This is a genomic window from Streptomyces sp. NPDC090106 (assembly GCF_044747265.1).
GTDB lineage: Bacteria > Actinomycetota > Actinomycetes > Streptomycetales > Streptomycetaceae > Streptomyces.
In genome coordinates, this window is record NZ_JBIVDS010000017.1 from 82,597 (window position 1) to 105,422 (window position 22,826).

Genomic DNA, 22,826 nt, shown 5'->3' on the forward strand with positions numbered 1-22,826 from the left:
AGCCCGCGTGAGGCTCCGGGTCAGCCGGCCGAGAAGACGCCGATCCCGTTGGGCACCGGGCGTTCCGCGCCACCGCTGGGATGGTTGCGCACCGTCACCGCGCTCGCGCCCGGCGGGCGCGCGACCAGGGTCGAGGAGCCGCCGCCGTCCAGACTGAAGCCGTCGGACGCCCCCAACCCCTGGAGTGTGGACGCCACTTCGGCGATCGTCAGACCGGTCCGGTACGCCGCCGCCCCGTCCACCGCGACCAGCAGCAGCCGTCTGCCGCCGTCCGCGACGCCCACGGCGGTGCGCACCGCCGAGGTGGCGCGGTCGAGTCCGGCGAGCGGCTGACCGTCCTCCAGCACCGGATACCCGCCGACGGCGAAGCGGTACGGGACCCGGGAGTGGCCGGCGGCCAGGTCCGTGCGCAGCCGGACGATCTGGCCCTGGTGGAACTTCCGCAACTGCCGCGCGCCCGCCTCCCGTCCCAGGAGTACCGTCGTGCCCGCGGCGAGGGCGCCCTCGCCCGGGGTGTCCGAGACCGACACGACCCGGCCGCCCCGGACCGTCACCTCGTAGGTGTCCGTGCTGCACGGCGCCGCCCGGTCGGTGTCCGTGCCGCAGGTGGCGCGCACCCGGGAGGCGCTGCCCCAGGCGCTGGTGAACGCGCCGATCGAACCGACCGGCAGCGCGTACTGGTTGAGCCCGCCCAGTGGCAGCCGGCCCGCCGGGGTCCGCACCCACCCCTTGAGCGTCATGACGTCCAGCCGGAGCCTGCGGTCGACGCCCATGCCGAGGACGTCCCGCGTCGAGGTGTCCGGCGGCAGCGCGGGCCCGAACCGCTGGCCGTCCGGCACCGACGCCTTGAGCGTACGGCCGCCCGCGATCGCCGGGCCCACGCTCGCGCCCGTCGCCTGCACGCCCGGATGCTGGTCCTCGGTGATGTTGAAGAAGTCACCGTTGACCGCGGCGACCGCGCCCGCGGTGTCGGCCAGCCGGGAGACGGCCGCACGTGAGGCCACCGCCCCCGGATACAGCAGGTCGAGGCGTACCTTCGGGTTCCGCAGATCGGCGTCGACGACATGGACGCGCGTCGGACCCTTCGCCGCCTGGATGTCGTACTGCCGGTAGGTGACCCCCGAGGCGACCCGTACCGCCGCCCGAACGGCACCGGCCGGTGCCGCCCCGGTCAGGGCCGCACCGGCCAGCGCGCCGAATGCCGTGCACAACGTCAGTACCGATCTGCCCGCGCGGAAGCGTCTTTGACGATGCGTCACCGTTCCCCCTGAGGTCGCGTCAACTGTCGCAGGATCCACGGGGATCGCACCAGACGGCCTCGGCCGTACGGGTGACTAGACGTCGATGAGGAGCGAACGGATCAGGAAACGTACGCCCTCGGGCGCCTCCAGCGAGAAGCCGCTGCCCCGCCCCTCGACGACGTCGACGATCAGCCGGGTGTGGCTCCACAGTTCGTACTGGCTGCGGGACATCCAGAACGAGACGGTCTCGTCGACCCCCTCCACCTCCAGCTCGGCGAGCAGCACGTCCGAGCCGCCGGTGCGGAACTCGCCGTCCGGATAGCACATGGGCGCGCTGCCGTCGCAGCAGCCGCCGGACTGGTGGAACATCAGCGGACCGTGCATGGCCCGCAGCCGGCGCAGCAGGTCGGCGGCGGCGGGGGTGACGGCGACGCGCGGGATCTCCTCGTCCATGGGCTCAGGAGAGCAGGGGGGAGGTTGCGACAACGTTGCGGGCGCGCCGGTCCCGCGCCGCGCTCAGGAGGTCGGCTGCGGGGTGAGGCGCTTGAGGCCCTTGCGGTCGTAGTAGAGGGTCATCGCGAAGCCGAAGGCGAGGCCGAGGGCGGCCCCGATCGCCGTCATGGTCCAGGCGCGCGCGAGGCCCGCGTCGCCGCGTGCGTCGAAGTAGAGGATGGCGCGGATGCCGTCGCTGAGCTGGCGCATCGGCTCGAAGTGGGACAGGAAGCGGTAGAAGGCCGGAACCGCCTGGAGGGGGACGGTGGCGCCGGAGGAGGGCAGGCCCAGCACGATGAACACGAACATGGACACGAGCTGGCCGATGCCGCCGAACGCCGCGTTGATGGCCTGCACGCCGAGGCCGACCGCGAGGGCCGCGCAGTAGGAGTAGATCCACAGCAGCGGCAGGTGGGTCGCGTCCATGTCGAGGAACGTGACGCAGGCCAGCATCGTCAGCGACACGGTGAGCAGCGTGATCACCGCCGTCATCGCCATCTTCAGCAGCAGCGTCTGGGTGCGGCTGATCGGGACGGTGGGCAGCCGGGTGTGGAAGGGGCCGATCTCGTTGTCGGCGTAACCGAGCGAGGTGTCCACGCCGTTGCTGATGACGTTGCCGCCCATGAACCCGGCCAGCACCAGCAGGAGCGTGTAGTAGAACGCCGTCAGGCCCATGCCGCTGCGGTCGCCGATCGGATGGCCGACCTCGGTGGTGACGCGCACCGGGTCGGCGAGCAGCAGCTTCCGGGTCGCGTCGGCGTCCGGGTCGGCCTTCAGGAGCTCCTCGCCGATGGTCTTCGACGACTGCTGCGCGGCCAGCGTGGAGATCTGGCTCGCGAGGCTGGAGCCGAGGCTGCCCTTGCCGGGGTTGGTGAGCACCGTGAGCGTCGGCTGCCGGGTCGCCCCCGTGGTGGTGAGCGCGGCGACCGAGTCGGTGAAACCGGCGGGGATCACGAGCGCGCCGTAGACCTTGCCGGAGTCGAGCTGGTCCTGGGCCTCCGCCCGGGTGAGTGAGCGCCACGCGGCGGAGTCGGAGGAGGTGTCCCCGAGGACCGCCGCCGCGATCCGCGTCCCCACGTTCTGGTCCTGCCCGGGCAGCGGCTCGCCCCGGTCGGCGTTGACGAGGGCGATCGGCAGATCCTTCAGATCGCCCTTCGGGTTCACGATCCCGCCCATGTACAGCAGCGACAGCAGCAGGGCCAGCAGCCCCGTCAGCACGGTCGGCACCACCCACAGCTTCGGGTGGCGCAGCAGCGCGCCCGCTCGGACCTGAGGCGGATCGGCGTCGGTCATGGCTCTCCCGGGGCGCGGCGTCCATCGGTCACGGACCCCTCAGTCGTACGCGAGGACCAGGTCCGCCGCACCCGGGGACGGGATCAGCCGGTCAGCCGGCGCAGCGTCTCGGCGAACGGCACCGCGTCCTTGGGTGCCCGGTTGCGCGGCAGCCTGCCCAGCAGCGCGGCCATCGCGCACGTCCCCGTGACCGCCGACAGCGCCAGCCCCGCGCCGACCAGCCCCGACAGCCAGTGCCCCGGTGCCCACACCGGGCCGGCGGCGAACCCGGCGACGACCAGCGCGCCCGCGGCGAGCCGCACCTGCCGGTCCATGGGCCACGCCGCACGGGTCCCCGCCGGGCGCTCCACCGGGTGACCGGCCGCCGCCCACGCCGCGGTCCCGCCTTCCTGCGACGCGGCCGTCACCCCGAGGGCGGCGAGGCGTTCGCAGCCCCGCACGGAACGGTTGCCCGACGCGCACACCAGCAGCAGCGGACGGCGGGCCGCCGCGGCCCGCAGCGCGCCCGCGGCCTCGGCGAGCCGGTCGAGCGGGACGTTGTGGGCGCCGGGGAGATGTCCGCCGGCGTACTCGCCGGGCGTGCGGACGTCGACGACGGCGTACCCGGCGAGGCGGGCCGGGGTCACGGTGACTCGGCTGGTCATGGAAGAAGAACCCTTCGGTGAGGCGTTCCCCGGACGGGTAGGATACCCGTGGGGGTATATACGAGGAGAAGGTGGCGAAAGCGTGCAACTCGACATGTCGGCCGAGGAACTGAAGTCCGCGCTGAACCGGCTGCGCCGCGCTCAGGGGCAGCTCGCCGGGGTGATCCGGATGATCGAGGAGGGGCGCGACTGCGAGGACGTGGTCACCCAGCTCGCCGCCGTCTCCCGGGCCCTGGACCGGGCCGGGTTCGCGATCATCGCGACCGGCCTGGAGCAGTGCATGACCGGCGACGACCCCGAGATCAGCGACTCGAAGCAGATGCGGGCGCGGCTGGAGAAACTGTTCCTGTCCCTGGCCTGAGACCTCCGCGCGGGGACGGTGTCATCCGCCGGCGACCGCCGTCAGCACGGCCGTCACGGTCATGGCCGCCGCGACGAGCAGCAGCACGGACCCGAAGATCCGCCGGAGGGCCGCGCCCGGCACCCTCGCGGCCAGCCGCCTGCCGTCCCACGCGCCGAGGACGGCGGCGGCCAGGAACGGGGCGAGCAGCGGCCAGTCCAGGCCGGCCGCGGTGGGGGCGCGGGCCGCGAGCGCGGTGAGCGCGTTGGCGGCGACGACCAGCAGGCTCGTCCCCACCGCGGCGGCCATCGGCACCGCCAGCACGGTCACCAGCGCCGGTACGGCGAGGAAGCCCCCGCCGACCCCGAGGAACCCGGTCACCGCGCCCAGCCCGGCCCCGGCGCCCACCGCGCGCACGGCCGACACGGACGCGCCCTCACGCTGGCGTGCTTCCGCGGCCGCCAGGACCGGACCCGTATCGAGGGCTGCGTCCGGTGCGCCGGGACGGGACGCCCGCGCCGGATCGGCGGCACCGTCCGCGACGCCGGCCGGGAGGCCGGGGATCTCAGTGCCCGACAGCGGTGGCGGACCGACCGGATCGACGTCGTCCGGCTCGCCACGGCCGCTCTCGTCCGGCTCGCCACGGCCTCCCTCGCCCGGGTGCCGCCGCAGCATGCGGAGCGCCGCCGTCGCGGCCAGTGCCGCGAACATCAGCGTGAGCAGGACGTCGGGCACCCGGGCCGACAGGGCTCCCGCGATCGCCGCCGGGGCCAGCCCGGCCGCCGCGAACAGCAGCCCCGCCCGCCAGCGCACCGCGCCCGTCCGGGCGTGCGCCACCAGCGCGGTCGCCGACGTGACGCTCACGACGACCAGGCCGCCGGTGGTCGCCGCCGCCGGAGCGCACCCCAGGGCCAGCAGCGCCGGGACGGTCAGGATGCTGCCGCCCGCGCCGAGCGCGCCCAGGGCGATCCCCACCAAGCCGCCCGCGAGCAGGGCGAGGACGAGCGCGGTCATATGACGGCGGAGGCGGTACGGGGCACCGGAAGGCCGTCGGGGCCGGTCATCGCGAGGCCCGCCTCGGCCGCCCCCGCGAAGCCGTCGTCCACGGCCACGACCGTACGTCCCGCCGCGTCGAGCACGGACGCGGCGATCGCCGCGCGCATCCCGCCCGCGCAGTGCACCCAGACCGTGCCCTCGGGCACCTCCGCCAGACGGCGGTGCAGCTCGTGGACCGGGACATGGACGCTGCCCTCGATCCAGCCGCCCGCGCGCTCGCCGTCCCGGCGGACGTCGAGCACCACCACCGGGCCCTCGGCGGCGGCGAGGCCGGCGAACGTGGCCCGCCGGAAGGAGGCGGGCCGGGACCCCCGGGCGATCCAGTCCTCCGGGGTGCCGACCGCCGCGGCGGCGGGCCGGTCGATGCCCACCCGGACCAGTTCCCGCTGGGCCCGCGCGAGCTCCCCCGGATCGGCGGCGAGCAGCGTCACCGGCCTGCCCCACGGGATCAGCCAGGCCAGATAGGTGGCCAGTTGTCCGTCGGCCTCGAAGTTGAGGGACCCGGCCACATGTCCGGCGGCGAAGGCGACCCGGCCGCGCAGATCCACCACCCACTCGCCGGCGGCCAGCCGCCGCGCGATCTCGTCGGCGTCGGCGGGCCGCGGCGGCGTCAGATCCAGCGGGGCGGGACCCGCGGCGTTGGCCGGACCCATGTGGGCGTAGTACGCGGGCACGTCGTCGAGCCCGGCCAGCAGCTCCGCGACGAACGCGTCCACGTCCTGGGCGAACACCGGGTTGGCCGCCCGTTCCCCGCCGATCGTGCCCGGCGCGCCGCCCGCCGCGACGGAGGAGGAGCAGAAGCTGCCGAAGCCGTGCGTGGGCAGGACGGCGACCTCGTCCTCCAGCTCCGCCGCCAGCCGGTGCGCGGAGGCGTGCTGGGCGCGCGCGAGCGGCTCGGTGAGCCGGGGTTCCACCAGGTCGGGGCGGCCCACCCCGCCGATCAGCAGCGAGCCGCCGGTGAACGCCGCCACCGCCCGCCCCGTCTCGTGCAGGACGTACGACGTGTGGTGCGGGGTGTGCCCGGGCGTCGCCACGGCCCGCAGCGTCAGGCCCTCGTCGATCCGCTCCACGTCCCCGTCGGCGACCGGCACGTGCGGGTACGCCACCCCGGCCGCCGCCGGGACCAGGCAGCGCGCGCCGGTCAGCCGGGCCAGTTCCGGGCCGCCGGTGACGTAGTCGTTGTGCACATGGGTCTCGGCCACGGCCACGATCCGCACGCCCCGCCGGGCGGCGGCCGTGAGCACCCGGTCGACGTCCCGCGGCGGGTCCACGACGACCGCCGTCCGGGCGCCGCCCGCGAGATAGCTGCGGTTGCCCAGGCCTTCCGTGTCCAGAGTGTCGACGAAGAACACCGGACTCTCCCTTCCCACATTACCCCCGGGGGTATCTGGATTCACCGTAACAGATACCCAGGGGGGTATTGAGGGGCGCCGGATCGGCCCCGGATGGGCCCCGGCGCGGCCGGACCTCACGGCCGAGGCAACTCGGTACCTCGGACGGGTAGTTGATACGTGCAGCGGATGTGCGAAGCTGTCGGGAGCCGATCATGGATGGAGCGCAGCGTGACTCAGGACGGTCCCGCCCCGGAGATAGACACCAGCAGGCCGCATCCCGCCCGGATCTACGACTACCTGCTGGGCGGCAAGGACCACTACGACGTGGACGAGGCGGCCGGTGAGCGGCTCGTCACCGCCGCCCCCGAGGCCCGGGTCAGTGTTCGGGCCAACCGCGCCTTCCTCCGGCGCGCCGTGCGGCACGTCGTCGGTGAGGGGGTGAGGCAGATCCTCGACGTCGGCACCGGGCTGCCCACCTCGCCGAACGTGCACGAGATCGCCCACGAGGCGGCGTCCGAGGTGCGGGTCGCCTACGTCGACAACGACCCGATCGTGAAGGCCCACGGCGACGCGCTGCTCAGCCGGTCCGGCGCCACCAGCATCGTCCTCGCCGACCTGCGCGACCCGCGCGGCGTCGTCGAGCACCCCGACGTCCGCCGGATCATCGACTTCGACGAGCCGGTCGCCCTGCTGCTGGTCGCCATCCTGCACTTCGTCACCGAGGCGGAGAAGCCCGGCGAGATCGTCGCGACGCTGCGCGACGCACTGCCCGAGGGCAGCTTCCTGGTCCTGTCGCACGCGACGGGCGACCTCTTCGAGCGCGGCGACGCCCAGGCCGTCTACAACAACGCGACCGCCAGCATGAACCTGCGCAGCCACGCCGAGATCGAGCGCCTCTTCGACGGCTTCACGCTCGTCGAACCGGGCCTCACCCAGGTCCCGTTCTGGCGCCCCGACGGCGAACTGCCCCCGGAGGCGGCCTCGATCGGCTTCTACGGGGGCGTGGGCCGCAAGTAGCCCCACCTCTCAGGACACCGAAGTGCGCCGGACCCGTGCGGGGATCCGGCGCACTTCGGGCCGGACGGCGTTACGCCGCCAGCTCCTTGCCGATCCGGTCGAGCATGAACGCGGAGGACTCGCGGGCGCGTTCCTCCCAGGCGAAGACGCAGGCCGTGGCGACCCCGTCGAAGTCCAGCTCGCGCAGCGTGCCGAAGAAGACGTCCCAGTCCACCTCGCCCTGGCCGATGTCCAGGTGCTGATGGATGCGGGCGGCCGTGCCGGGCGGGTTGAGGATGTAGCGCAGCCCGGACGACCCCTTGTGGTTGAAGGAGTCCGCGATGTGCACGTGCTGGAGCTTGTCGCCCGCGTAGCGCATCATCGCCGCGATGTCCGCCGTCGGGTCCGCGCCCGAGAGGTGGAAGGAGTGCGGAGCGCAGTAGAGGTAGTTCACCCACGGCTTGTCGATCGCCCGGACGAGGTCGACGGCGGGGGCGTTCTCCTCGCAGAAGTCGTCCGGGTGGGCCTCCAGGTTCAGCGCGATGCCCTCGCGCTCGAACACCGGCAGCAGCTCCTCCAGCGACCGCCAGAACGCGGCCTCGCTCTCCGCGGCGCGCTCGGGCCGGCCGTTGAACTCGCTGTTCATCAGCGCACATCCGAGATCCGAGGTGATCTCGATCATCCGCTTCCAGCAGCGGACGGCCGCCTGCCGCTCGCTCTCGTCCGGCGACGACCACTTGTACAGCGGCAGCACCGAGGCCAGCCGCACCCCGTGCGTGCGCAGCGCGTTCCTCAGCTCCGCGATCCGCGCGTCGTCGGCGCGCGGGTGCAGGAAGAACGGCATGAAGTCGTCGCGGGGCGACAACTCGATGTACTCGTAGCCGAGTTCGGCCACCGTGCGCACCATGTCGTCGATCGGCAGGGCGCGGAACATGTACGGGTCGATCGCGATCTTCACGCGGCACCTCCGTAGAAGGCGGGACGGGGCTTGAGGTCGGTGGCGACGACACGGCCCGACTCCAGGGCCTCGACGGTCGCGGCGGTGATGACGGTGGCGGCGTAGCCGTCCCAGGCGGACGGGCCCTCGGGCTCCCGCCCGGTGCCGACGGCGCCGATCCACTCGCGGAACTCGGTGTCGAAGGCGTCGCGGAAGCGCCCGACCCAGTCGGTGAGCACCTCGGTGCTGTGCCGGGCGGCGGTGCGCACCCCCACGGCGGCCGGGTCGGGGAGGCGCACGAGACCCTCCTCACCGACGGTCTCGCACTGGATGTCGTAGCCGTACTGGCAGTTGACGAAGACCTCCAGGTCGATACGGACGCCCTTGGCGGTCTCGAACAGCATGATCTGCGGGTCCCTCAGGTGCTCGAACCGCTTGCTCGTCGCCCGCGGGGTGATCACCTGCGTGGAGACGATCTCGTCGTCCAGCAGCCAGCGCAGCACGTCCACCTCGTGCACGGCCGTGTCCAGGGCGGCCATGCCGGAGGTGTACGACTCGGGCACGGTCGGGTTGCGGTGGGCGCAGTGCACGATGAGCGGCGCGCCGATGCGGCCGGAGTCGATGACCTGCTTCATCTGCCGGTAGCCCACGTCGTAGCGGCGCATGAAGCCGACCTGGACGAGGCGGCGGCCGTGGGCCTGTTCGGCCTCGACGATCCGCAGGCAGTCCTCGGCGGTGGTGGCCAGGGGCTTCTCGCAGAACACCGGCTTCCCGGCGGCGACGGCGTTCAGGACGTGCTCGGCGTGGGTGGGGCCCCAGGAGGTGACGAGGACGGCGTCCACGTCCTCGGCGGCGACCACGGCGGCGCCGTCGGGCAGCACCCGGGCCCCCACCGGGGCGGCGGCCTCCGCGGCGCGTTCCGGGTCGATGTCGGTGACCGCGGTGACCCGGGCACCGGTCACGGTGTCCGTGAGCCGGCGGATGTGTTCCTTGCCGATCCAGCCGGCGCCGATGACACCTACACGTACAGTCATGGTCTTTTCCTTACAGCGGGTCAGGACGAGGGGGTCAGGAGAAGCGCGCCCGGAGTTCGGCTTCGAGGGATTCGAGCGTGCGGCCCTTCGTCTCGGGGACGCAGCGCTTCACGAAGGCGAGGGAGAGGAGCCCCGCCACGACGAAGAGGAAGAAGGTGTTCGAGATCCCGATCGCGGCCACGAGCGACGGGAAGACCAGCCCGATCACGAAGTTGGTCAGCCACAGCACCACGGCCGCGACCCCCATGCCGAATCCGCGCATCCGCATCGGGAAGATCTCCGACAGCATCAGCCAGGTCACCGGCGAGATCGCGCCCTGCTGGAACGCCAGGAACGTGACCGTCATGGCGAGCACCGCGTAGGCGCGGCCGTCACCGGCGGGCAGCAGGAGGGAGAACACCCCGATCATCAACAGGGCAGCGGTGGTGCCGATCTGACCGGTCATCAGCATCGGGCGGCGGGCCACCCGGCCGAGCAGCCAGATGCCGACGAAGGTGGCGAGGACCGAGATCACCCCGTTGGCGATGTTCGCGGTCAGCGCGCTGTCGGCGGCGAAACCGGCGTCGGTGAGGATCTGGGTGCCGTAGTACATGATCGTGTTCACGCCGGTCACCTGCTGCACGATCGCGATGCCGAAGCCGACGAACATCAGCTTGCGCACCCACGGCGTGGCCCTCATGTCCTTCCAGCCGCCGAGCTTCTCCGTCTCGTCCCTGACGGCGAGCGCGGACACCTCGGCCAGTTCCGCCTCGGCCCGCTGCCGCGCCCGCACCTGCCTGAGCACGTCCAGCGCCTCGGAGAACCGGCTCTGCGAGGCCAGCCAGCGCGGGCTCTCCGGCATCACCAGCATCCCGAACCACAGCACCACGGCCGGTACGGTCGCGACGACCAGCATCCAGCGCCACACGCCACCGGACTCGCCGCCCACCCGGGCGATGACCGCGTTGGACGTGAACGCCAGCAACTGCCCGCTGACGATCATCAGTTCGTTGCGGGTGACCAGCGCCCCGCGCCGCTCGGCGGGCGAGACCTCGGCCAGGTACACCGGTACCGTCACCGACGCCCCGCCGACCGCGAGGCCGAGCACGAACCGCGCCACCACCATCACGGCCGTGGTCGGCGCGAGCGTGCAGCCCAGCGCGCCGACGAAGAACAGCACGGCAAGGGTGAGGATCGTGCGGCGCCGCCCGCGCGCGTCGGACAGCTGGCCGCCGGCGACGGCGCCCAGTGCCGCGCCGAGCAGCAGCGAACTGGTCACCATGCCCTCGGTGGCCGGCGTCAGCCCGAGGTCCTCGGTCATGTACGGCAGGGCGCCGTTGATGACACCGGTGTCGTAGCCGAAGAGCAGACCGCCGAACGTGGCGACGATCGTGATGATCCGCAACCGCCGTGACACGGCGGCGGGTTGGTCCTGCCGTTCGAGAGGCGTGGTCCTGCCGGCGTCGTCCTGGACGTCCATGCCCGCCCCCTCAGCCGTTCAGGGCGGGGCGCCGGGTGCCGGACAGCCCGAGCCGGCCGAGGTGCTCACGGGTGCCGACCGCGATCGGCAGCGGCACCTCGGGCGCGCACGGGTACAGGTCCTGCTCCACGACCACGAACAACTCGGCTTCCAGTCGCGCCAGTTCGGACACGATCTCGGCCGGGTCCGGCACGCCGGCGGGCGGCGACACGCACACGCCGCGTTTCACGGCCTCGCCGAAACCGAGGTCCTCGGCCGCGACCTGCGCGAGGACCGCCGGGTCCATCTGCTTGATGTGCACATAGCCGACGCGCTCGCCGAAACGCCGGATCAGGTCGACGTTGTCCCCGCCCCCGTAGGCGACATGGCCGGTGTCCAGGCACAGGTTCGTGTACCGGGCGTCGGACTCGTTCAGCAGCCGCTCGATCTCCGGCTGCGTCTGGATGTGGCTGTCCGCGTGCGGGTGGACGACCAGCCGGACGTCGTACTCGTCGAGCAGGAGCCTGCCCAGCCGGTCGGCCGCTTGGCCGAAGCCCGCCCACTGCGCGGCGGTCAGCTCGGGAGGCTCGGTGAACGCGCCGCTCTTCTCGTCGCGGTACATCGGCGGGATGAGCACCAGGTGGTGGGCGCCGGCGGCCTGGGTCAGCGCGGCGACCCGGCGGACGTGGGCGAGCATCTCGTCCCATGCCTCGGGCCGGTGCAGCGCGCCGAAGGCCGTACCGCCGGAGACCTTCAGGCCCCGGGCGTCCAGCTCCTCCTTCAGCAGTCGCGGATCGGTGGGCAGATAGCCGTACGGGCCGAGCTCGAACCACTCGTAGCCGGCCTGCGCGAGCTCGTCGAGGAAGCGGGTGTACGGGACCTGGTGCTCGTCCTGAGGGAACCAGACGCCCCAGGAGTCGGGGGCGGACCCGAGGCAGAGGTTCCCGACGGTGGTGCGGAGGGGGGATGGCGCCGTTGCCATGGCGTTGTCCTTAGGGGAGAGGGGACGGGGACGGTCCTGGGAGGCCTGGTGCGTGCCGGTGGCCGCGGCCTGCGGTGCCGCGGCCGGCGTGACCGGCGGCTGTCATGGAAGTCGTGTCCTGTCGCGCTCTACTAGCGCGCTCTAGTGCGAGTACGATGACCCCTGTCCGAATGTCATGTCAATAGCTTGTTGCCGGGAGATTTCGCGTCGGCGGGAGGCACCCGGTCCCCGGGCCTCCCGCCGCCCGCCCGATAGGGTGGGCGCCGTCGGAGGGTGGGTCACAGGTGGAAGCAGTGGGGCGGCAGCGGCCCACGATGGCGGACGTCGCCCGCAAGGCGGGCGTCTCGCGGGCGCTGGTGTCGATCGTGTTCCGCAACCAGCCGGGGGCCGGCGAGGAGACCCGGCAGCGGGTGCTCCGCGTCGCCGACGAGATCGGCTACCGGCCCGACAACGCGGCGCGGCTGCTCGCGCGCGGGCGCAGCCGGACGATCGGCGTGATGTTCATCGTCCACCAGACCTTCCACACCGATCTCATCGAGGGCGTCTACCCGGAGGCGGAACGTCTCGGCTACGACGTGCTGCTCTCCGCCGCCGCCGAGGGGCGCAGCGAGGCCAAGGCCGTCGAGGCGCTGCTCGCGCACCGCTGCGAGGCGCTGATCCTGCTCGGCTCGGGGTCCGGTGCGGGGGAGGGGCTGGACGAGATCGACGCCGCCTACCTGCACGACCTCGGCGGCCGGGCGGCGACCGTGTCGGTCGGACGCCGGGTGCCGCAGGCGCCGGTGGACTTCGTGCACTCCGCCGAGGGCAAGGGCGTCCGGCTGGCGATGGACCATCTGATCGAGCTGGGGCACCGGCGGATCGTGCACATCGACGGAGGCCGTGGCCCCGGCTCGGCCGAGCGGCGGCGCGCCTACCGGGCGTCGATGCGACGCCACGGACTGGACGCGGAGATCCGGGTGATCCCCGGCGAGCACACCGAGCGGTCAGGCATCGAGACGGGACAGCTGCTGCTGGCGGAGCGGGAGCGGGGGCTGCCCCTGCCGACGGCCGTGCTCGCGGGCAACGACCGGTGCGCGATGGGCGTGCTCATGGCGATGACACGGGGTGGCGTCGAGGTGCCGCGGGACCTGTCGGTGGTCGGCTACGACGACAGTCATCTCTCCCACCTGATGCCGGTGGGTCTGACCACGGTCCGCCAGGACGCGCGGCTCATGGCGCAGAGCGCCGTGCGGTTCGCGGTGGAGCGGCTGGAGAAGCCCGAACTGGAGCCGCGCGAGGCGGTCCTGGACTCCCGGCTGGTCGTCCGGGGAACGAGCGGGCCGGTCCCGGAGCGAACGCCCCGGAACCGGCCCTGATGTCCTGCTATCGCCTGGTCACACCGCTGCCGCGACGGTGAGCGGGGCCTCGGTGCGGTCCGTGATCTCCTGGACGGTCACGCCCGGCGCGCACTCCACGAGGACGAGCCCCTCGGGGGTGACGTCGAGGACGCCGAGGTCGGTGATGATCCGGTGCACGCACGCCTCGCCGGTCAGCGGCAGGGAGCACTCCTCGACGATCTTCGGGCTGCCGTCCCTGGCGTTGTGCTCCATCAGCACGACGACCCGGCGGGCGCCGTGCACCAGGTCCATCGCCCCGCCCATGCCCTTGACCATCTTCCCGGGGATCATCCAGTTGGCCAGGTCGCCCGAGGCCGACACCTGCATGGCGCCCAGCACCGCGGTGTCGATGTGCCCGCCGCGGATCATCCCGAAGGACAGCGCCGAGTCGAAGAAGGAGGCGCCCGGCAGCACGGTCACCGTCTCCTTGCCCGCGTTGACGAGATCCGGGTCGACCTCGTCCACGGTCGGGTAGGGGCCGGTGCCCAGGATGCCGTTCTCCGAGTGCAGCACGACATGGACGCCGGGCGGCAGATGGCCCGGGATCAGCGTGGGCAGTCCGATGCCGAGATTGACGTAGGAGCCGTCGGCCAGCTCCTCGGCGGCACGCGCGGCCATCTGGTCGCGGGTCCAGCTCATGCCCGTACCGTCCTCTTCTCGATGCGCTTGTCGGCGGCCTGAGTCGCCGTCAGTTCCACCACCCGCTGCACGAACACTCCGGGCACGTGCACCGCGTCCGGGCTCAACTCGCCCGGTTCCACGAGCTCTTCGACCTCGGCGACCGTCACCCGGCCCGCCATCGCCGCGAGCGGGTTGAAGTTCGCCGCCGCCCTGCGGAAGACCAGATTGCCGTGGCGGTCGCCCCGCCAGGCGCGGACGAGGGCGAAGTCGGTGACGATGCCGTGCTCCAGGACGTAGGTCCGGCCGCCGAACTCCCGGGTCTCCTTGGGCGGGGACGCCAGCGCCACCGAACCGTCCGCCGCGTGCCGCAAGGGCAGCCCGCCCCGGGCGACCTGGGTGCCGACCCCGGCCGGCGTGTAGAACGCGGGGATGCCCGCGCCGCCCGCGCGCAGCCGCTCGGCCAGCGTGCCCTGCGGGACCAGCTCCACCTCCAGCTCACCGGACAGGTACTGCCGGGCGAACTCCTTGTTCTCGCCCACGTAACTGCCGGTCACGCGGGCGATCCTGCCGTCGGCGAGCAGGACCCCGAGGCCCAGCCCGTCCACACCGCAGTTGTTCGACACGACTTCGAGGCCGGTCGCGCCCCGCTCGTGCAGTGCCTGGATCAGGGTGCCGGGGATGCCGCTGAGGCCGAAGCCACCGACGGCCAGCGAGGCGCCGTCGGGGATGTCGGCGACCGCCTCCCCGGCGCTCGAACAGACCTTGTCCATAAGGGGTTTCTCTTTCCTGCCGCTTGCCGGGCGGGCCCGCCGCATGCCGGGCCCGCCGCCTACTGGAGTGCGTCCGAGATCGACTTGACGCCGCCGTGCGCGGTCAGCCCGCCGTCCACCGGGATCTCGGCACCGGTGACGAACGAGGACTCCGCGGACAGCAGGAACACCACGAGCGGGGTGACCTCGTCGACGGTTCCCGTGCGGCCGAGCGGTGTCTCCCGGATGTTCGCGGCACGGAACGCGGGCGCCGCTGACGCCGTCATCTCGGTCTCGATGAACCCCGGATGGATCATGTTGACCCGCACGCCCCGCGGACCCAGTTCCAGCGCCGCCGTCTTCGACAGCCCTCTGAGCGCCCACTTGCTCGACGTGTACGCGACCGGGTAGTGCCCGGTGAGCGCCGCCGACGAGCCGACGTTGACGATCGACGCGCCGGGCCGCATGAGCGGCGCGAGATGCCGGATGCCGAGCAGCGGTCCCACGACGTTCACGGCGTGCACGCGCGCGAAGTCCTCGGGGCTCACCTCGTCCAGCCGGGCCCGCCAGGTGATCCCGGCGTTGTTCACCAGCCCGTGGATCTCCCCGTACGACTCCCGCAGTTCCAGGGCGAGTTCGGCCCACGCCTGCTCGTCGGTGACGTCGAGGCGGCGGCAGCCCGGGGCGTCGGTGACGTCCGTCGCGACGACCCGGGCGCCCTCGCGGGTGAGCGCCTCCGCCTCGGCCGCGCCCTGGCCGCGGGCGGCGCCGGTGACCACCACGACCCGGCCCGGCAGCCGCTTGGGGTGCAGGCCGGTCACGGCCGCTCCCGGCCGCGGCGACGGCCGGTCGGCAGCGGCAGCGGCTCGACGCCCTGGACGACCGTGTTGGACACCGTGCCGATCCCCTCCACGGTGAGGGTGACGGTGTCGCCCGGCTTCAGCGGCGGCGGGTCCTGACGGCCGCGCACGCCCCACAGTTCGGCCAGGCAGCCGCCGTTGCCGCAGGTCCCGGAGCCGAGGACGTCACCGGGACGGACCCAGGTGCCGCGCGAGGCGTAGGCGACCATCTCCTCGAAGGTCCAGCTCATGTTGGACAGCAGGTCCTCGCCGACCACCTCGCCGTTGACCGCCGCGGTGAGCGCCAGCCGCAGGAAGCCGTCCTCGTCGCGGTACGTGTCCAGCTCGTCGGCCGTGACCAGGTACGGGCCGAGGGTGGTCGCGGTGTCCTTGCCCTTGCAGGGGCCGAGGTTGACCTTCATCTCGGCGGACTGGAGATCGCGCGCGGACCAGTCGTTGAAGACCGTGTAGCCGACGATGTGCTCGCGGGCCCGCTCGGGGGTGAGGTCGCGGCCCTCCGTGCCGATGACGGCGGCCACTTCGAGCTCGAAGTCCAGGACGTGCGAGCCCGGCGGCACCGGGACGGTGTCGTACGGGCCGCACACCGCGTACGGGTTGGTGAAGTAGAAGGTCGGGGCCGCGTACCACTGCTCCGGCACACCCGCGTCGCCGTCGATCGAGCGCCGTACGCCCTCGACGTGTTCCTCGAAGGCCACGAAGTCCCGCACCGTGGGCGGCTGGAGGGGCGGCAGCAGCCGTACCTCGGAGACATGCGGGCCGGGGGGCACGTCCAGCGTCGCCGCGCCCGCCTCCAGGAGGCCGGGCAGACCGCCGCCCCGGGCGAGCAGGCCGGTCAGCGAGTCGGCCCCGGGCAGCGGGAAGAGGGTGCCGTCCTCCTCGACGACGGCCACCTGACGTCGTCGCTGGTGCTCGTACGTGGCGAAACGCATGGGGCTGTCCTGTCGTGGGAGGGAGGGGGGAGGCGGGGTGGATCAGACCGGCGGGGCCACGAAGACGCCGCGGTCGACGTCGTTGAAGGACTCCTTGGCGACCAGCTCGTTCATCGGGTTCGCCGTGCCCCACTGGTCGGTGACCTCGGGCCGGGAGAAGTCGTAGACGTGCGGGTGCCAGGTGTCCTCGTCCAGCTCCTCCAGCTCCGTCGTGTACTCGACGGTGTTGCCGTGCGGGTCGAGGAAGTAGGTGAACGTGTTGTCGCCCGCCATGTGCCGTCCGGGACCCCACACCTTGCGGGCGCCGGAGCGGATCACCCGGCCCGAGGCGCGCATGTACTCGTCGATGCCGCGCAGTTCGAAGGAGACGTGGTGCAGGGAGGTGTGCGGGCCCTTCGCGATCGCCATCGAGTGGTGCTGGTTGGAGATCCGCATGAAGTGCATGACCTCGCCCATGTGCGGCGAGCTGAGGGTGTCGGAGAGCCGGAAGCCGAGGTGGGTCTCGTACCACTGGCGGGTCCGGTCGAGGTCGGGGGAGTTGAGGACGACGTGCGACAGCTTGACCGGGATCGACTCCTTCTCCTCGATCTTCCGGTGCTGCCGTACCTCGACGTCCGCGGAGACCTCGATCGTGCGGCCGTCGACGTCGAAGAAGCGGAAGCCGTAGCCGCCGCCGGGGGTGTCGACCCGGCCCGGCCGCGAGATCAACTTCACGTCCTGGGAGAGCAGTCGCTCGGCCAGCGTGTCCACGTCGGCCGCGTTCGCCGCGCCGTAGGAGACCAGGTCGAGACGCTTTTCCTCGGCTTTGCGCAGCCGGATCACATAGCGCTCCGGGCTGCCCTCGGCGGCCAGGAACGAGATCCCGGAGTCCTCCTCGACCTTGGTCAGGCCCCAGACACCGGCGTAGAAGTCGAGCTGCTTGTCGTAGTCCGGCACGGCCAGGTCGACATGGCGCAGATGGGTCAGCAGACGGTTGTTCATGGGGGTTCTCCTCAGGCGAGGTTCAGCAGGGCGGCGGCGTTGCCGCCCCGCACCGCGTGGAAGTCCTGCTCGGACAGGCCGGCGCAGTGCAGGGCGTCGAGGGGGTCCTCGGTGCCCATGTCGAAGGGGAAGTCGGAGCCGAGCAGCACCTGTCCGGCGCCCGCGGCACGGACCAGCTCCCGCAGCACCGCCGGGTCGTGGACCAGGGAGTCGAAGTGGAGCCGCTTCAGGTACGAGCTCGGTACCTCGGCGCAGCCGCGGGCGTCAGGGCGGGCCCGCCACGCGTGGTCCGAGCGGCCGATGTGGGTGGGGAGGTAGCCGCCCCCGTGCGCGGCCACCAGCTTCAGCCCCGGGTGCCGGTCCAGGACACCCGAGAAGATCAGATGCGAGAGCGCGACCGCGTTCTCCGTGGGCTGCCCGACCGTGTTGGACAGGTACCACTGGTCCAGCCGCTCGTCGAGCGTGCACCCGAAGGGATGCAGGAACAGCAGGGCACCCGTCTCCTCGGCGCGGGACCAGAAGGGCTCGTACGCGGGGTCGGACAGTTCGCGCTCGGATGCGTGCGAGGAGATCTCGACGCCCCGCAGGCCCTGTTCGAGGGCGTGGTCCAGCAACTCGACCATCAGATCCGGGTGCTGCAGCGGGACCAGGCCGAGACCGTACAGCCGCTCGGGGGCCTTGGCGCAGTGCGTCGCGGTTCCTTCGTTGGCCAACCGGCATACGCGAGAGGCCAGTTCGAGGTCCGCCCAGTAGTGGTAGTGCGACGGGGACGGGCTGACCACCTGGATGTCCACGCCCTGCTCGTCCATGGACGCGAGGCGCACCTCGACGTCCGTGAGCCGCGGGATGCGGGCGCCGACCATCGGCCCGTTCACGGCGAGCGCGGCGGGGCCGTTGCGGCGGGCGTCCAAGGCGCGGGCCTCGGCCAGCCCCGGCTGACCGGCCACGGCCTCCTCGATCTCCGGGAGGATGACGTGCGCGTGGACGTCGACGGTGGGGAGCGTCTCGGGCGCGGTCGTGGTCACGTTCACGGTCACGGGAGTTCCTTCAGCGCGTTCATGGTGCGGCCCATCAGGCCGGGGACGTCGGCGTCGCGGACCCCGTCGAGCAGCCACTGGCCGAGCTGCACGGACGCGTCCACGACCAGCCGCACCCGGGGGTACCGGCGGGTGTGGTAGTCGGTCAGGAGCCGCTCGTCCCACTCGGAGCGGGAGGTCAGCAGCTCGGCGAGGACCTGGACGTCCTCCAGGGACATCGCGGCGCCCTGCGCGAGGGTGGGCGGGCAGGCGTGCGCGGCGTCGCCGACGAGCACGACCCTGCCCCGGTGCCACGGCCCCTCCACCAGGTGGCGGTCGAACCAGGTGTAGTTGACGTCCTTCGGGTCGGTGAACGCCTCGCGGATCTCGTTCCACGCGCCCCCGTAGCCCTCGCTCAGCGCCCGCATCTCGTCGGCGTACGTGTCCGGGTCGATGCCCGCGCGGTCGCGGGCCCGCTCGACGAGATAGGCGTAGACCGTGTCCTCGCCGGTCGGGCAGTAGCCGGCGATGAAACAGCGGCCCGCGTAGATCATCTCGGTGCGGTTCACCCCGGCCGGGCGGGGCGCCGGGGCGCGCCAGATGCCCATGCCGGTGGGCTCGGGCGTGTCGGTGACGCCGATCATCGCGCGGGTGGCCGAGCCGAGGCCGTCGGCGCCGACGACGAGGTCGTAGCGGCGGCGGGTGCCGTCCGTGAACGTGACGTCCACGCCGTCGTCGTCCTGCGCGAACGCGGTGGCCCGGGTGCCCAGGCGGATGTCCGCGCCCGAGGCCTCCACCCGCTCGATGAGGAGCTGCTGGAGCCGGGGCCGCTGCATCCCGATGTGCGCGGGCAGGTCGTCACCGCCGGTGCGCAGCTCGTCGTGGGCGTGCAGGACCGTGCCGTCGGGGGCGAGGATCGCCACGCCCTGGGCCTCGTAGCCGTCCTTCAGGATGTCGTCGAGGACACCGACCTCGCGCAGCACCCGCAGGGCGTTGCCCTGGAGGGTGATGCCGGAACCCAGGGCGGCCTTCCAGTCGGCGCTCGCCTCGACGAGGTCGACGGCGACGCCGGCCCTGCGCAACAGGACGGTCAGGGCGTTTCCGGAGGTGCCTCCGCCGATGACGAGGACCGTTTTGGGGCTGGGGCTGTCAGCCATGTCGGGGATACCTCCCGGGATGGGGCCGCGCGGCTTCGGGCGGCGGGGGGTGCGGCTACGGGGACAAGCGGCTTCTGCGGGAGCCTCCGGACGAGGTCTCCCGACGGGGGTGGGCGCCGGACGAGGAGAGTGGGTACCGGACGGCAGCGGTGGGTCTCGGACGACGGGACGGTGCCGGGCGACGGGGGTGGGTCTCGGACGACGGGACGGGTACCGGATGCGCCCTCGCTGTCCGGGGTCGGGCGCGTCCGGGGCCGGGTGGGCCGCTCGGCCCGGCGGGCTACTTCACGGCGATCGGGTTCACCGGGGAGCCCACGGCGCCGGTGATCGGGAGGGGCGCGGCGGTCAGCCAGAACTCGTGCACCCCGTCCTCGGCGCAGTCCGCGGCGAGGGACTCCAGGTCCCACATCTCGCCGATCAGCAGACCCATGTTGGGGATGGCGACCTGGTGCAGCGGCTGGAAGGCGTGCTCGAACTCGTTCGGCCGGACCTCGAAGCCCCAGGTGTCGGTGGCGATCGCGGCGATCTCCGTGCCGTGCAGCCACCCGGCGCTGGTGAAGGAGAGACCGGGGGCCGGGCCGCCCGCGTAATCGCCCCAGCCGTCCCGCCTGACCCGCGCGAGCTGGCCGGTACGGACGAGGACGATGTCACCGCGTCCGACGGTCACCCCGTGCGCCTCGGCGGTCCGCGTGAGGTGCTCCTCGGTGATCGCGAAGGCGTCCGGCAGCTCGCCGTCCGTGCCGACGACCCGGCCGACGTCCAGCAGGACCCCGCGCCCGGCGACATGCGGCGCCATGTGCTCGATTCCGGTGACCAGGTCGCCGTCGGAGGTGACGACCCTGGCGGCGTCCCGGCCGTTCCACGCCTTGCCGTGGTCGAAGATGTGCCCGAGCCCGTCCCACTGGGTGGAGCACTGGAGCGGCATCGCGATCACGTCGTCGGCGCCGCCGATGCCGTGCGGGAAGCCCTGGTTGCCGAGGGCGGCGTCGGTGCCGGTGTCCAGCATGGTGTGCACCGGGTTGGTGCGGCGGCGCCAGCCCTTCTGCGGGCCGTCCATGTCGAAGCGCTGCGACAGCGAGAAGCTGGTGCCCCGGCGGATCAGCGCGGCGCCCTCGCGGCGCTTGGCCTCGTCGAGGAAGTTGAGGGTGCCGAGCACGTCGTCCTCGCCCCAGCGCCCCCAGTTCGAGAACCGCTTGGCGGCCTCGGCGATCGCGCCCTCGGGGTCGTGCCGGTTCACCGCGACTCCTTCACACAGCGGGTGCGCTGCACACCGAGACCGGTGACCGAGCCCTCCATCACGTCCCCGTCGCGCAGCAGCCGGCCCCAGTGGATGCCGTTGCCGGCCGGGCTGCCGGTCAGCACCAGGTCCCCGGGCAGCAGCCGCGCCGTCTGCGAGATGTACGACACGAGGCGCGCGATCCCGAAGAGCATGTCCTTGGTCGACTCGTCCTGCATGGTGTCGCCGTTGAGCTTGAGCGTGACCCGCAGGTCACCCGGGTCGGCGATCGACTCGGCGGGCACCAGCCACGGGCCGAGCGGGGTGAACCCGGGGGCGTTCTTGCAGCGCAGCCAGTCGGTGCCGATGGCTTTCATGTCCCGGCGGAACACGGTCGCCCGGTCCGTGAGGTCGTTGGCGATCGTGTACCCGGCGACGTACTCCAGGGCCTCCTCCTGCGACACCCGGTACGCGGGCCTGGAGATCACGGCCGCCAGCTCCAACTCCCAGTCCGGCTGCTCCACCCCCTCGGGGAGCACGACGTCGTCGTACGGGCCCGCGATCGTGCTCGGCAGACCGATGAACACGTACGGCAGGTCCTCCGCCGCCCGGCGGTCCATGATCGCGGCGATCTCCGCGCGGGCCTCCTCGACCGTGCGCGGGTCGTCGGGGGAGCGGTGGGCGACCTCCAGGTCGATCACGTGCTGGCGGTAGTTGGCGCCGGACTGGAAGACCTGGCGGGGCTCCAGCGGGGCGTGCACCCGCAGGCCCTCCAGCGGACGCCGGCCGAGCGCGGTGTCCTCCGCGAGGGCGCGCAGCACGGGCAGGGCCTCGTCCCAGCGCTCCACCACGGCACGGACGTCCGACGGCGCCCAGGGCAGCGCCCCGCTCAGGTCGAGCACCCGTTCCGAGGCCAGCAGACCGGGGAAGGGCGCCCCGTCCGGGGCGGAGAACGTGCCGAGCGCGAACGGGCCGGCAGGTTGCGCGAGCATTGCCATCAGATTTCCTCCTGCGTGGTTGCGGTCTACTGTGGCCCTGATCGGCGAATCACGGAAATAGATCCTGTGAATGCGGAGCATTCACCGGACGGATAGCCCTGAACCCCAGGTGGTGCCCGGTGAACCTGTCCCGACTCGACCTCAATCTGGTCGTCGCCCTGCGAGCGCTGCTGGACGAGCGCAATGTGACCAGGGCGGGCGAGCGCGTCGGACTGAGCCAGCCCGCGATGAGCGCGGCCCTGTCCCGGCTGCGCCGGCATTTCGGCGACGAACTGCTGGCCCGCACCGGCAACGCCTACGAGCTGACCCCGCTCGGCGCGGCCCTGCGCGACCGCAGCGCCAACGCCTGCGACCTGCTGGAACGGCTCTTCTCCAGCCAGGCCGACTTCGATCCCGCCGCCGAGACCCGCGAGTTCACCCTCCTCGCCTCCGACTACGGGGCCGCCGTGTTCGGCGCCGCGCTCGCCCGCGCGCTGCACGAGGAGGCGCCCGGCGTCCGGCTCACTTTCCAGCACCCCGCGCCCTCGGTCGTCGAGAACACCGCGACGATGCTCAGCACCGCCGACGGACTGCTGATGCCGCACGGGGTCATCGACGGCTTCCCGGCCGTCGAGCTCTACCAGGACCGCTGGCTCTGCGTCGTCGCCGACGACCATCCCGATGTCGGCGACGAGCTCACCCTCGACGACCTCGCGCGTCTGCCCTGGGCGGTCTACCAGCGGCCCTACGACGCCCCGGTGGCCCGGCAGCTCAGCATGCTCGGGATCAGCCCGAGGGTGGAGGTGTCGGTGCAGACCTTCCAGCTCCTGCCGTACATGATCGAGGGCACCCGCCGGATCGCCATGATCCAGGAGCGCCTCGCCCGCCGTCTCGTCCGCGCCTGTGCCGTCCGGGTCCTGCCCTGCCCCTTCGAGGCCGTACCGCTCACCGAGGCGATGTGGTGGCACCCCGTCCACGCCCAGGACGCGGCCCACATCTGGCTCCGCCGGAAGTCGGCGGAGGTGGGGGCGGCGCTGATGGGGCGCGCGGGGGACGACGTGGGGGTGGTCTAGGGGGTGCCCTGTGCGGTGAGGGCGGGTGTCGCGGCGTCGTTGTGGGGGCGACCGGCCGCCCTCGGGGAGACAGGGGGCCGGGCA

The 22,826-nt window shown here is 72.7% G+C and carries 23 protein-coding genes; 4 read left to right on the top strand and 19 right to left on the bottom strand.

Annotated elements, in window-relative coordinates; all coding sequences use genetic code 11:
* Window positions 1-20 precede the first annotated feature (20 nt).
* The 4 genes from ACIPSE_RS40095 to ACIPSE_RS40110 form a co-directional block, all read right to left on the bottom strand.
* Window positions 21-1,259 carry a phosphodiester glycosidase family protein gene (locus tag ACIPSE_RS40095; RefSeq protein WP_401673227.1) on the bottom strand — a complete coding sequence of 413 codons (1,239 nt, stop codon included), beginning with the start codon at window positions 1,257-1,259 and terminating at the stop codon, window positions 21-23.
* A gap of 75 nt (window positions 1,260-1,334) precedes the next feature.
* A complete protein-coding gene (locus tag ACIPSE_RS40100) occupies window positions 1,335-1,694 on the bottom strand; it encodes a DUF779 domain-containing protein (protein ID WP_401673229.1) in 360 nt (119 codons plus the stop codon).
* A 63-nt stretch (window positions 1,695-1,757) separates the two neighbouring features.
* Window positions 1,758-3,026, bottom strand: coding sequence for a YhgE/Pip domain-containing protein (locus tag ACIPSE_RS40105; protein ID WP_401673232.1), 1,269 nt, complete (start codon window positions 3,024-3,026; stop codon window positions 1,758-1,760).
* An 83-nt stretch (window positions 3,027-3,109) separates the two neighbouring features.
* Window positions 3,110-3,670, bottom strand: coding sequence for a rhodanese-like domain-containing protein (locus ACIPSE_RS40110; RefSeq protein ID WP_401673234.1), 561 nt, complete (start codon window positions 3,668-3,670; stop codon window positions 3,110-3,112).
* Window positions 3,671-3,752: 82 nt separating this feature from the next.
* Between ACIPSE_RS40110 and ACIPSE_RS40115 the strand changes: the two genes are divergently transcribed.
* The gene (locus tag ACIPSE_RS40115) at window positions 3,753-4,031 is read left to right on the top strand and encodes a metal-sensitive transcriptional regulator (RefSeq protein ID WP_401673237.1); all 279 of its coding nucleotides are present in this window, start codon (window positions 3,753-3,755) and stop codon (window positions 4,029-4,031) included.
* A gap of 21 nt (window positions 4,032-4,052) precedes the next feature.
* On the opposite strand, the gene ACIPSE_RS40120 is transcribed toward ACIPSE_RS40115, so the two are convergent.
* Complete coding sequence (locus ACIPSE_RS40120) at window positions 4,053-5,024, bottom strand: sulfite exporter TauE/SafE family protein (protein ID WP_401673239.1); 972 nt, start codon at window positions 5,022-5,024, stop codon at window positions 4,053-4,055.
* Entirely contained in the window at window positions 5,021-6,418 is a 1,398-nt protein-coding gene (locus ACIPSE_RS40125) for a rhodanese-like domain-containing protein (RefSeq protein ID WP_401673241.1), read from the bottom strand. The genes ACIPSE_RS40120 and ACIPSE_RS40125 overlap by 4 nt, the downstream gene beginning before the upstream one ends.
* A gap of 210 nt (window positions 6,419-6,628) precedes the next feature.
* Between ACIPSE_RS40125 and ACIPSE_RS40130 the strand changes: the two genes are divergently transcribed.
* On the top strand, window positions 6,629-7,417 hold the full coding sequence (locus tag ACIPSE_RS40130) for an SAM-dependent methyltransferase (protein ID WP_401673243.1): 789 nt from the start codon (window positions 6,629-6,631) through the stop codon (window positions 7,415-7,417).
* Window positions 7,418-7,487: 70 nt separating this feature from the next.
* On the opposite strand, the gene ACIPSE_RS40135 is transcribed toward ACIPSE_RS40130, so the two are convergent.
* Genes ACIPSE_RS40135 through ACIPSE_RS40150 form a run of 4 tightly spaced genes read right to left on the bottom strand, consistent with a single transcriptional unit; the run spans window position 7,488 to window position 11,787 of the window.
* Window positions 7,488-8,354 (bottom strand): sugar phosphate isomerase/epimerase family protein, encoded by an 867-nt coding sequence (locus tag ACIPSE_RS40135; RefSeq protein WP_401673245.1) that lies wholly within the window; start codon window positions 8,352-8,354, stop codon window positions 7,488-7,490.
* Window positions 8,351-9,367, bottom strand: a complete 1,017-nt coding sequence (locus tag ACIPSE_RS40140) for a Gfo/Idh/MocA family protein (protein ID WP_401673247.1) — start codon at window positions 9,365-9,367, stop codon at window positions 8,351-8,353. The genes ACIPSE_RS40135 and ACIPSE_RS40140 overlap by 4 nt, the downstream gene beginning before the upstream one ends.
* Window positions 9,368-9,401: 34 nt before the next feature.
* On the bottom strand, window positions 9,402-10,826 hold the full coding sequence (locus ACIPSE_RS40145; protein ID WP_401673248.1) for a sugar porter family MFS transporter: 1,425 nt from the start codon (window positions 10,824-10,826) through the stop codon (window positions 9,402-9,404).
* A gap of 10 nt (window positions 10,827-10,836) precedes the next feature.
* Window positions 10,837-11,787: a TIM barrel protein gene (locus tag ACIPSE_RS40150; RefSeq protein ID WP_401673251.1), complete on the bottom strand. Its 951-nt coding sequence runs from the start codon at window positions 11,785-11,787 to the stop codon at window positions 10,837-10,839.
* Between the two features lie 314 nt (window positions 11,788-12,101).
* Between ACIPSE_RS40150 and ACIPSE_RS40155 the strand changes: the two genes are divergently transcribed.
* Window positions 12,102-13,142: a LacI family DNA-binding transcriptional regulator gene (locus tag ACIPSE_RS40155; protein WP_401673585.1), complete on the top strand. Its 1,041-nt coding sequence runs from the start codon at window positions 12,102-12,104 to the stop codon at window positions 13,140-13,142.
* Between the two features lie 18 nt (window positions 13,143-13,160).
* Here ACIPSE_RS40155 and ACIPSE_RS40160 read toward each other — a convergent pair whose 3' ends face one another.
* The 9 genes from ACIPSE_RS40160 to ACIPSE_RS40200 form a co-directional block, all read right to left on the bottom strand.
* A complete protein-coding gene (locus ACIPSE_RS40160; RefSeq protein ID WP_401673253.1) occupies window positions 13,161-13,802 on the bottom strand; it encodes a CoA transferase subunit B in 642 nt (213 codons plus the stop codon).
* On the bottom strand, window positions 13,799-14,554 hold the full coding sequence (locus ACIPSE_RS40165; RefSeq protein ID WP_401673255.1) for a CoA transferase subunit A: 756 nt from the start codon (window positions 14,552-14,554) through the stop codon (window positions 13,799-13,801). Before ACIPSE_RS40165 ends, ACIPSE_RS40160 begins: the two co-directional genes overlap by 4 nt.
* A gap of 59 nt (window positions 14,555-14,613) precedes the next feature.
* The gene (locus ACIPSE_RS40170) at window positions 14,614-15,354 is read right to left on the bottom strand and encodes an SDR family NAD(P)-dependent oxidoreductase (protein WP_401673258.1); all 741 of its coding nucleotides are present in this window, start codon (window positions 15,352-15,354) and stop codon (window positions 14,614-14,616) included.
* The gene (locus tag ACIPSE_RS40175) at window positions 15,351-16,322 is read right to left on the bottom strand and encodes a fumarylacetoacetate hydrolase family protein (protein ID WP_401673261.1); all 972 of its coding nucleotides are present in this window, start codon (window positions 16,320-16,322) and stop codon (window positions 15,351-15,353) included. Before ACIPSE_RS40175 ends, ACIPSE_RS40170 begins: the two co-directional genes overlap by 4 nt.
* Before the next feature lie 42 nt (window positions 16,323-16,364).
* Window positions 16,365-17,303 (bottom strand): VOC family protein, encoded by a 939-nt coding sequence (locus ACIPSE_RS40180; protein WP_401673264.1) that lies wholly within the window; start codon window positions 17,301-17,303, stop codon window positions 16,365-16,367.
* A gap of 11 nt (window positions 17,304-17,314) precedes the next feature.
* A complete protein-coding gene (locus tag ACIPSE_RS40185) occupies window positions 17,315-18,340 on the bottom strand; it encodes an amidohydrolase family protein (protein WP_401673266.1) in 1,026 nt (341 codons plus the stop codon).
* Window positions 18,337-19,476 carry an FAD-dependent oxidoreductase gene (locus ACIPSE_RS40190; protein WP_401673268.1) on the bottom strand — a complete coding sequence of 380 codons (1,140 nt, stop codon included), beginning with the start codon at window positions 19,474-19,476 and terminating at the stop codon, window positions 18,337-18,339. The genes ACIPSE_RS40185 and ACIPSE_RS40190 overlap by 4 nt, the downstream gene beginning before the upstream one ends.
* Before the next feature lie 280 nt (window positions 19,477-19,756).
* Window positions 19,757-20,713, bottom strand: a complete 957-nt coding sequence (locus ACIPSE_RS40195) for a cyclase family protein (RefSeq protein ID WP_401673271.1) — start codon at window positions 20,711-20,713, stop codon at window positions 19,757-19,759.
* The gene (locus ACIPSE_RS40200; protein WP_401673273.1) at window positions 20,710-21,690 is read right to left on the bottom strand and encodes a fumarylacetoacetate hydrolase family protein; all 981 of its coding nucleotides are present in this window, start codon (window positions 21,688-21,690) and stop codon (window positions 20,710-20,712) included. Before ACIPSE_RS40200 ends, ACIPSE_RS40195 begins: the two co-directional genes overlap by 4 nt.
* A gap of 119 nt (window positions 21,691-21,809) precedes the next feature.
* Here ACIPSE_RS40200 and ACIPSE_RS40205 point away from each other — a divergent pair, with 119 nt between their 5' ends.
* Window positions 21,810-22,742 (top strand): LysR family transcriptional regulator, encoded by a 933-nt coding sequence (locus tag ACIPSE_RS40205; RefSeq protein ID WP_401673275.1) that lies wholly within the window; start codon window positions 21,810-21,812, stop codon window positions 22,740-22,742.
* Window positions 22,743-22,826: the final 84 nt, after the last annotated feature.

Excerpts from the sequence above, each read along its gene's own strand:
- ACIPSE_RS40100 (WP_401673229.1), bottom strand. The coding sequence starts at position 1,694 with ATGGACGAGGAGATCCCGCGCGTCGCCGTCACCCCCGCCGCCGCCGAC.
- ACIPSE_RS40105 (WP_401673232.1), bottom strand. The coding sequence starts at position 3,026 with ATGACCGACGCCGATCCGCCTCAGGTCCGAGCGGGCGCGCTGCTGCGC.
- ACIPSE_RS40110 (WP_401673234.1), bottom strand. The coding sequence starts at position 3,670 with ATGACCAGCCGAGTCACCGTGACCCCGGCCCGCCTCGCCGGGTACGCC.
- ACIPSE_RS40120 (WP_401673239.1), bottom strand. The coding sequence starts at position 5,024 with ATGACCGCGCTCGTCCTCGCCCTGCTCGCGGGCGGCTTGGTGGGGATC.
- ACIPSE_RS40140 (WP_401673247.1), bottom strand. The coding sequence starts at position 9,367 with ATGACTGTACGTGTAGGTGTCATCGGCGCCGGCTGGATCGGCAAGGAA.
- ACIPSE_RS40145 (WP_401673248.1), bottom strand. The coding sequence starts at position 10,826 with ATGGACGTCCAGGACGACGCCGGCAGGACCACGCCTCTCGAACGGCAG.
- ACIPSE_RS40150 (WP_401673251.1), bottom strand. The coding sequence starts at position 11,787 with ATGGCAACGGCGCCATCCCCCCTCCGCACCACCGTCGGGAACCTCTGC.
- ACIPSE_RS40155 (WP_401673585.1), top strand. The coding sequence starts at position 12,102 with ATGGCGGACGTCGCCCGCAAGGCGGGCGTCTCGCGGGCGCTGGTGTCG.
- ACIPSE_RS40160 (WP_401673253.1), bottom strand. The coding sequence starts at position 13,802 with ATGAGCTGGACCCGCGACCAGATGGCCGCGCGTGCCGCCGAGGAGCTG.
- ACIPSE_RS40165 (WP_401673255.1), bottom strand. The coding sequence starts at position 14,554 with ATGGACAAGGTCTGTTCGAGCGCCGGGGAGGCGGTCGCCGACATCCCC.
- ACIPSE_RS40175 (WP_401673261.1), bottom strand. The coding sequence starts at position 16,322 with ATGCGTTTCGCCACGTACGAGCACCAGCGACGACGTCAGGTGGCCGTC.
- ACIPSE_RS40180 (WP_401673264.1), bottom strand. The coding sequence starts at position 17,303 with ATGAACAACCGTCTGCTGACCCATCTGCGCCATGTCGACCTGGCCGTG.
- ACIPSE_RS40190 (WP_401673268.1), bottom strand. The coding sequence starts at position 19,476 with ATGGCTGACAGCCCCAGCCCCAAAACGGTCCTCGTCATCGGCGGAGGC.
- ACIPSE_RS40200 (WP_401673273.1), bottom strand. The coding sequence starts at position 21,690 with ATGGCAATGCTCGCGCAACCTGCCGGCCCGTTCGCGCTCGGCACGTTC.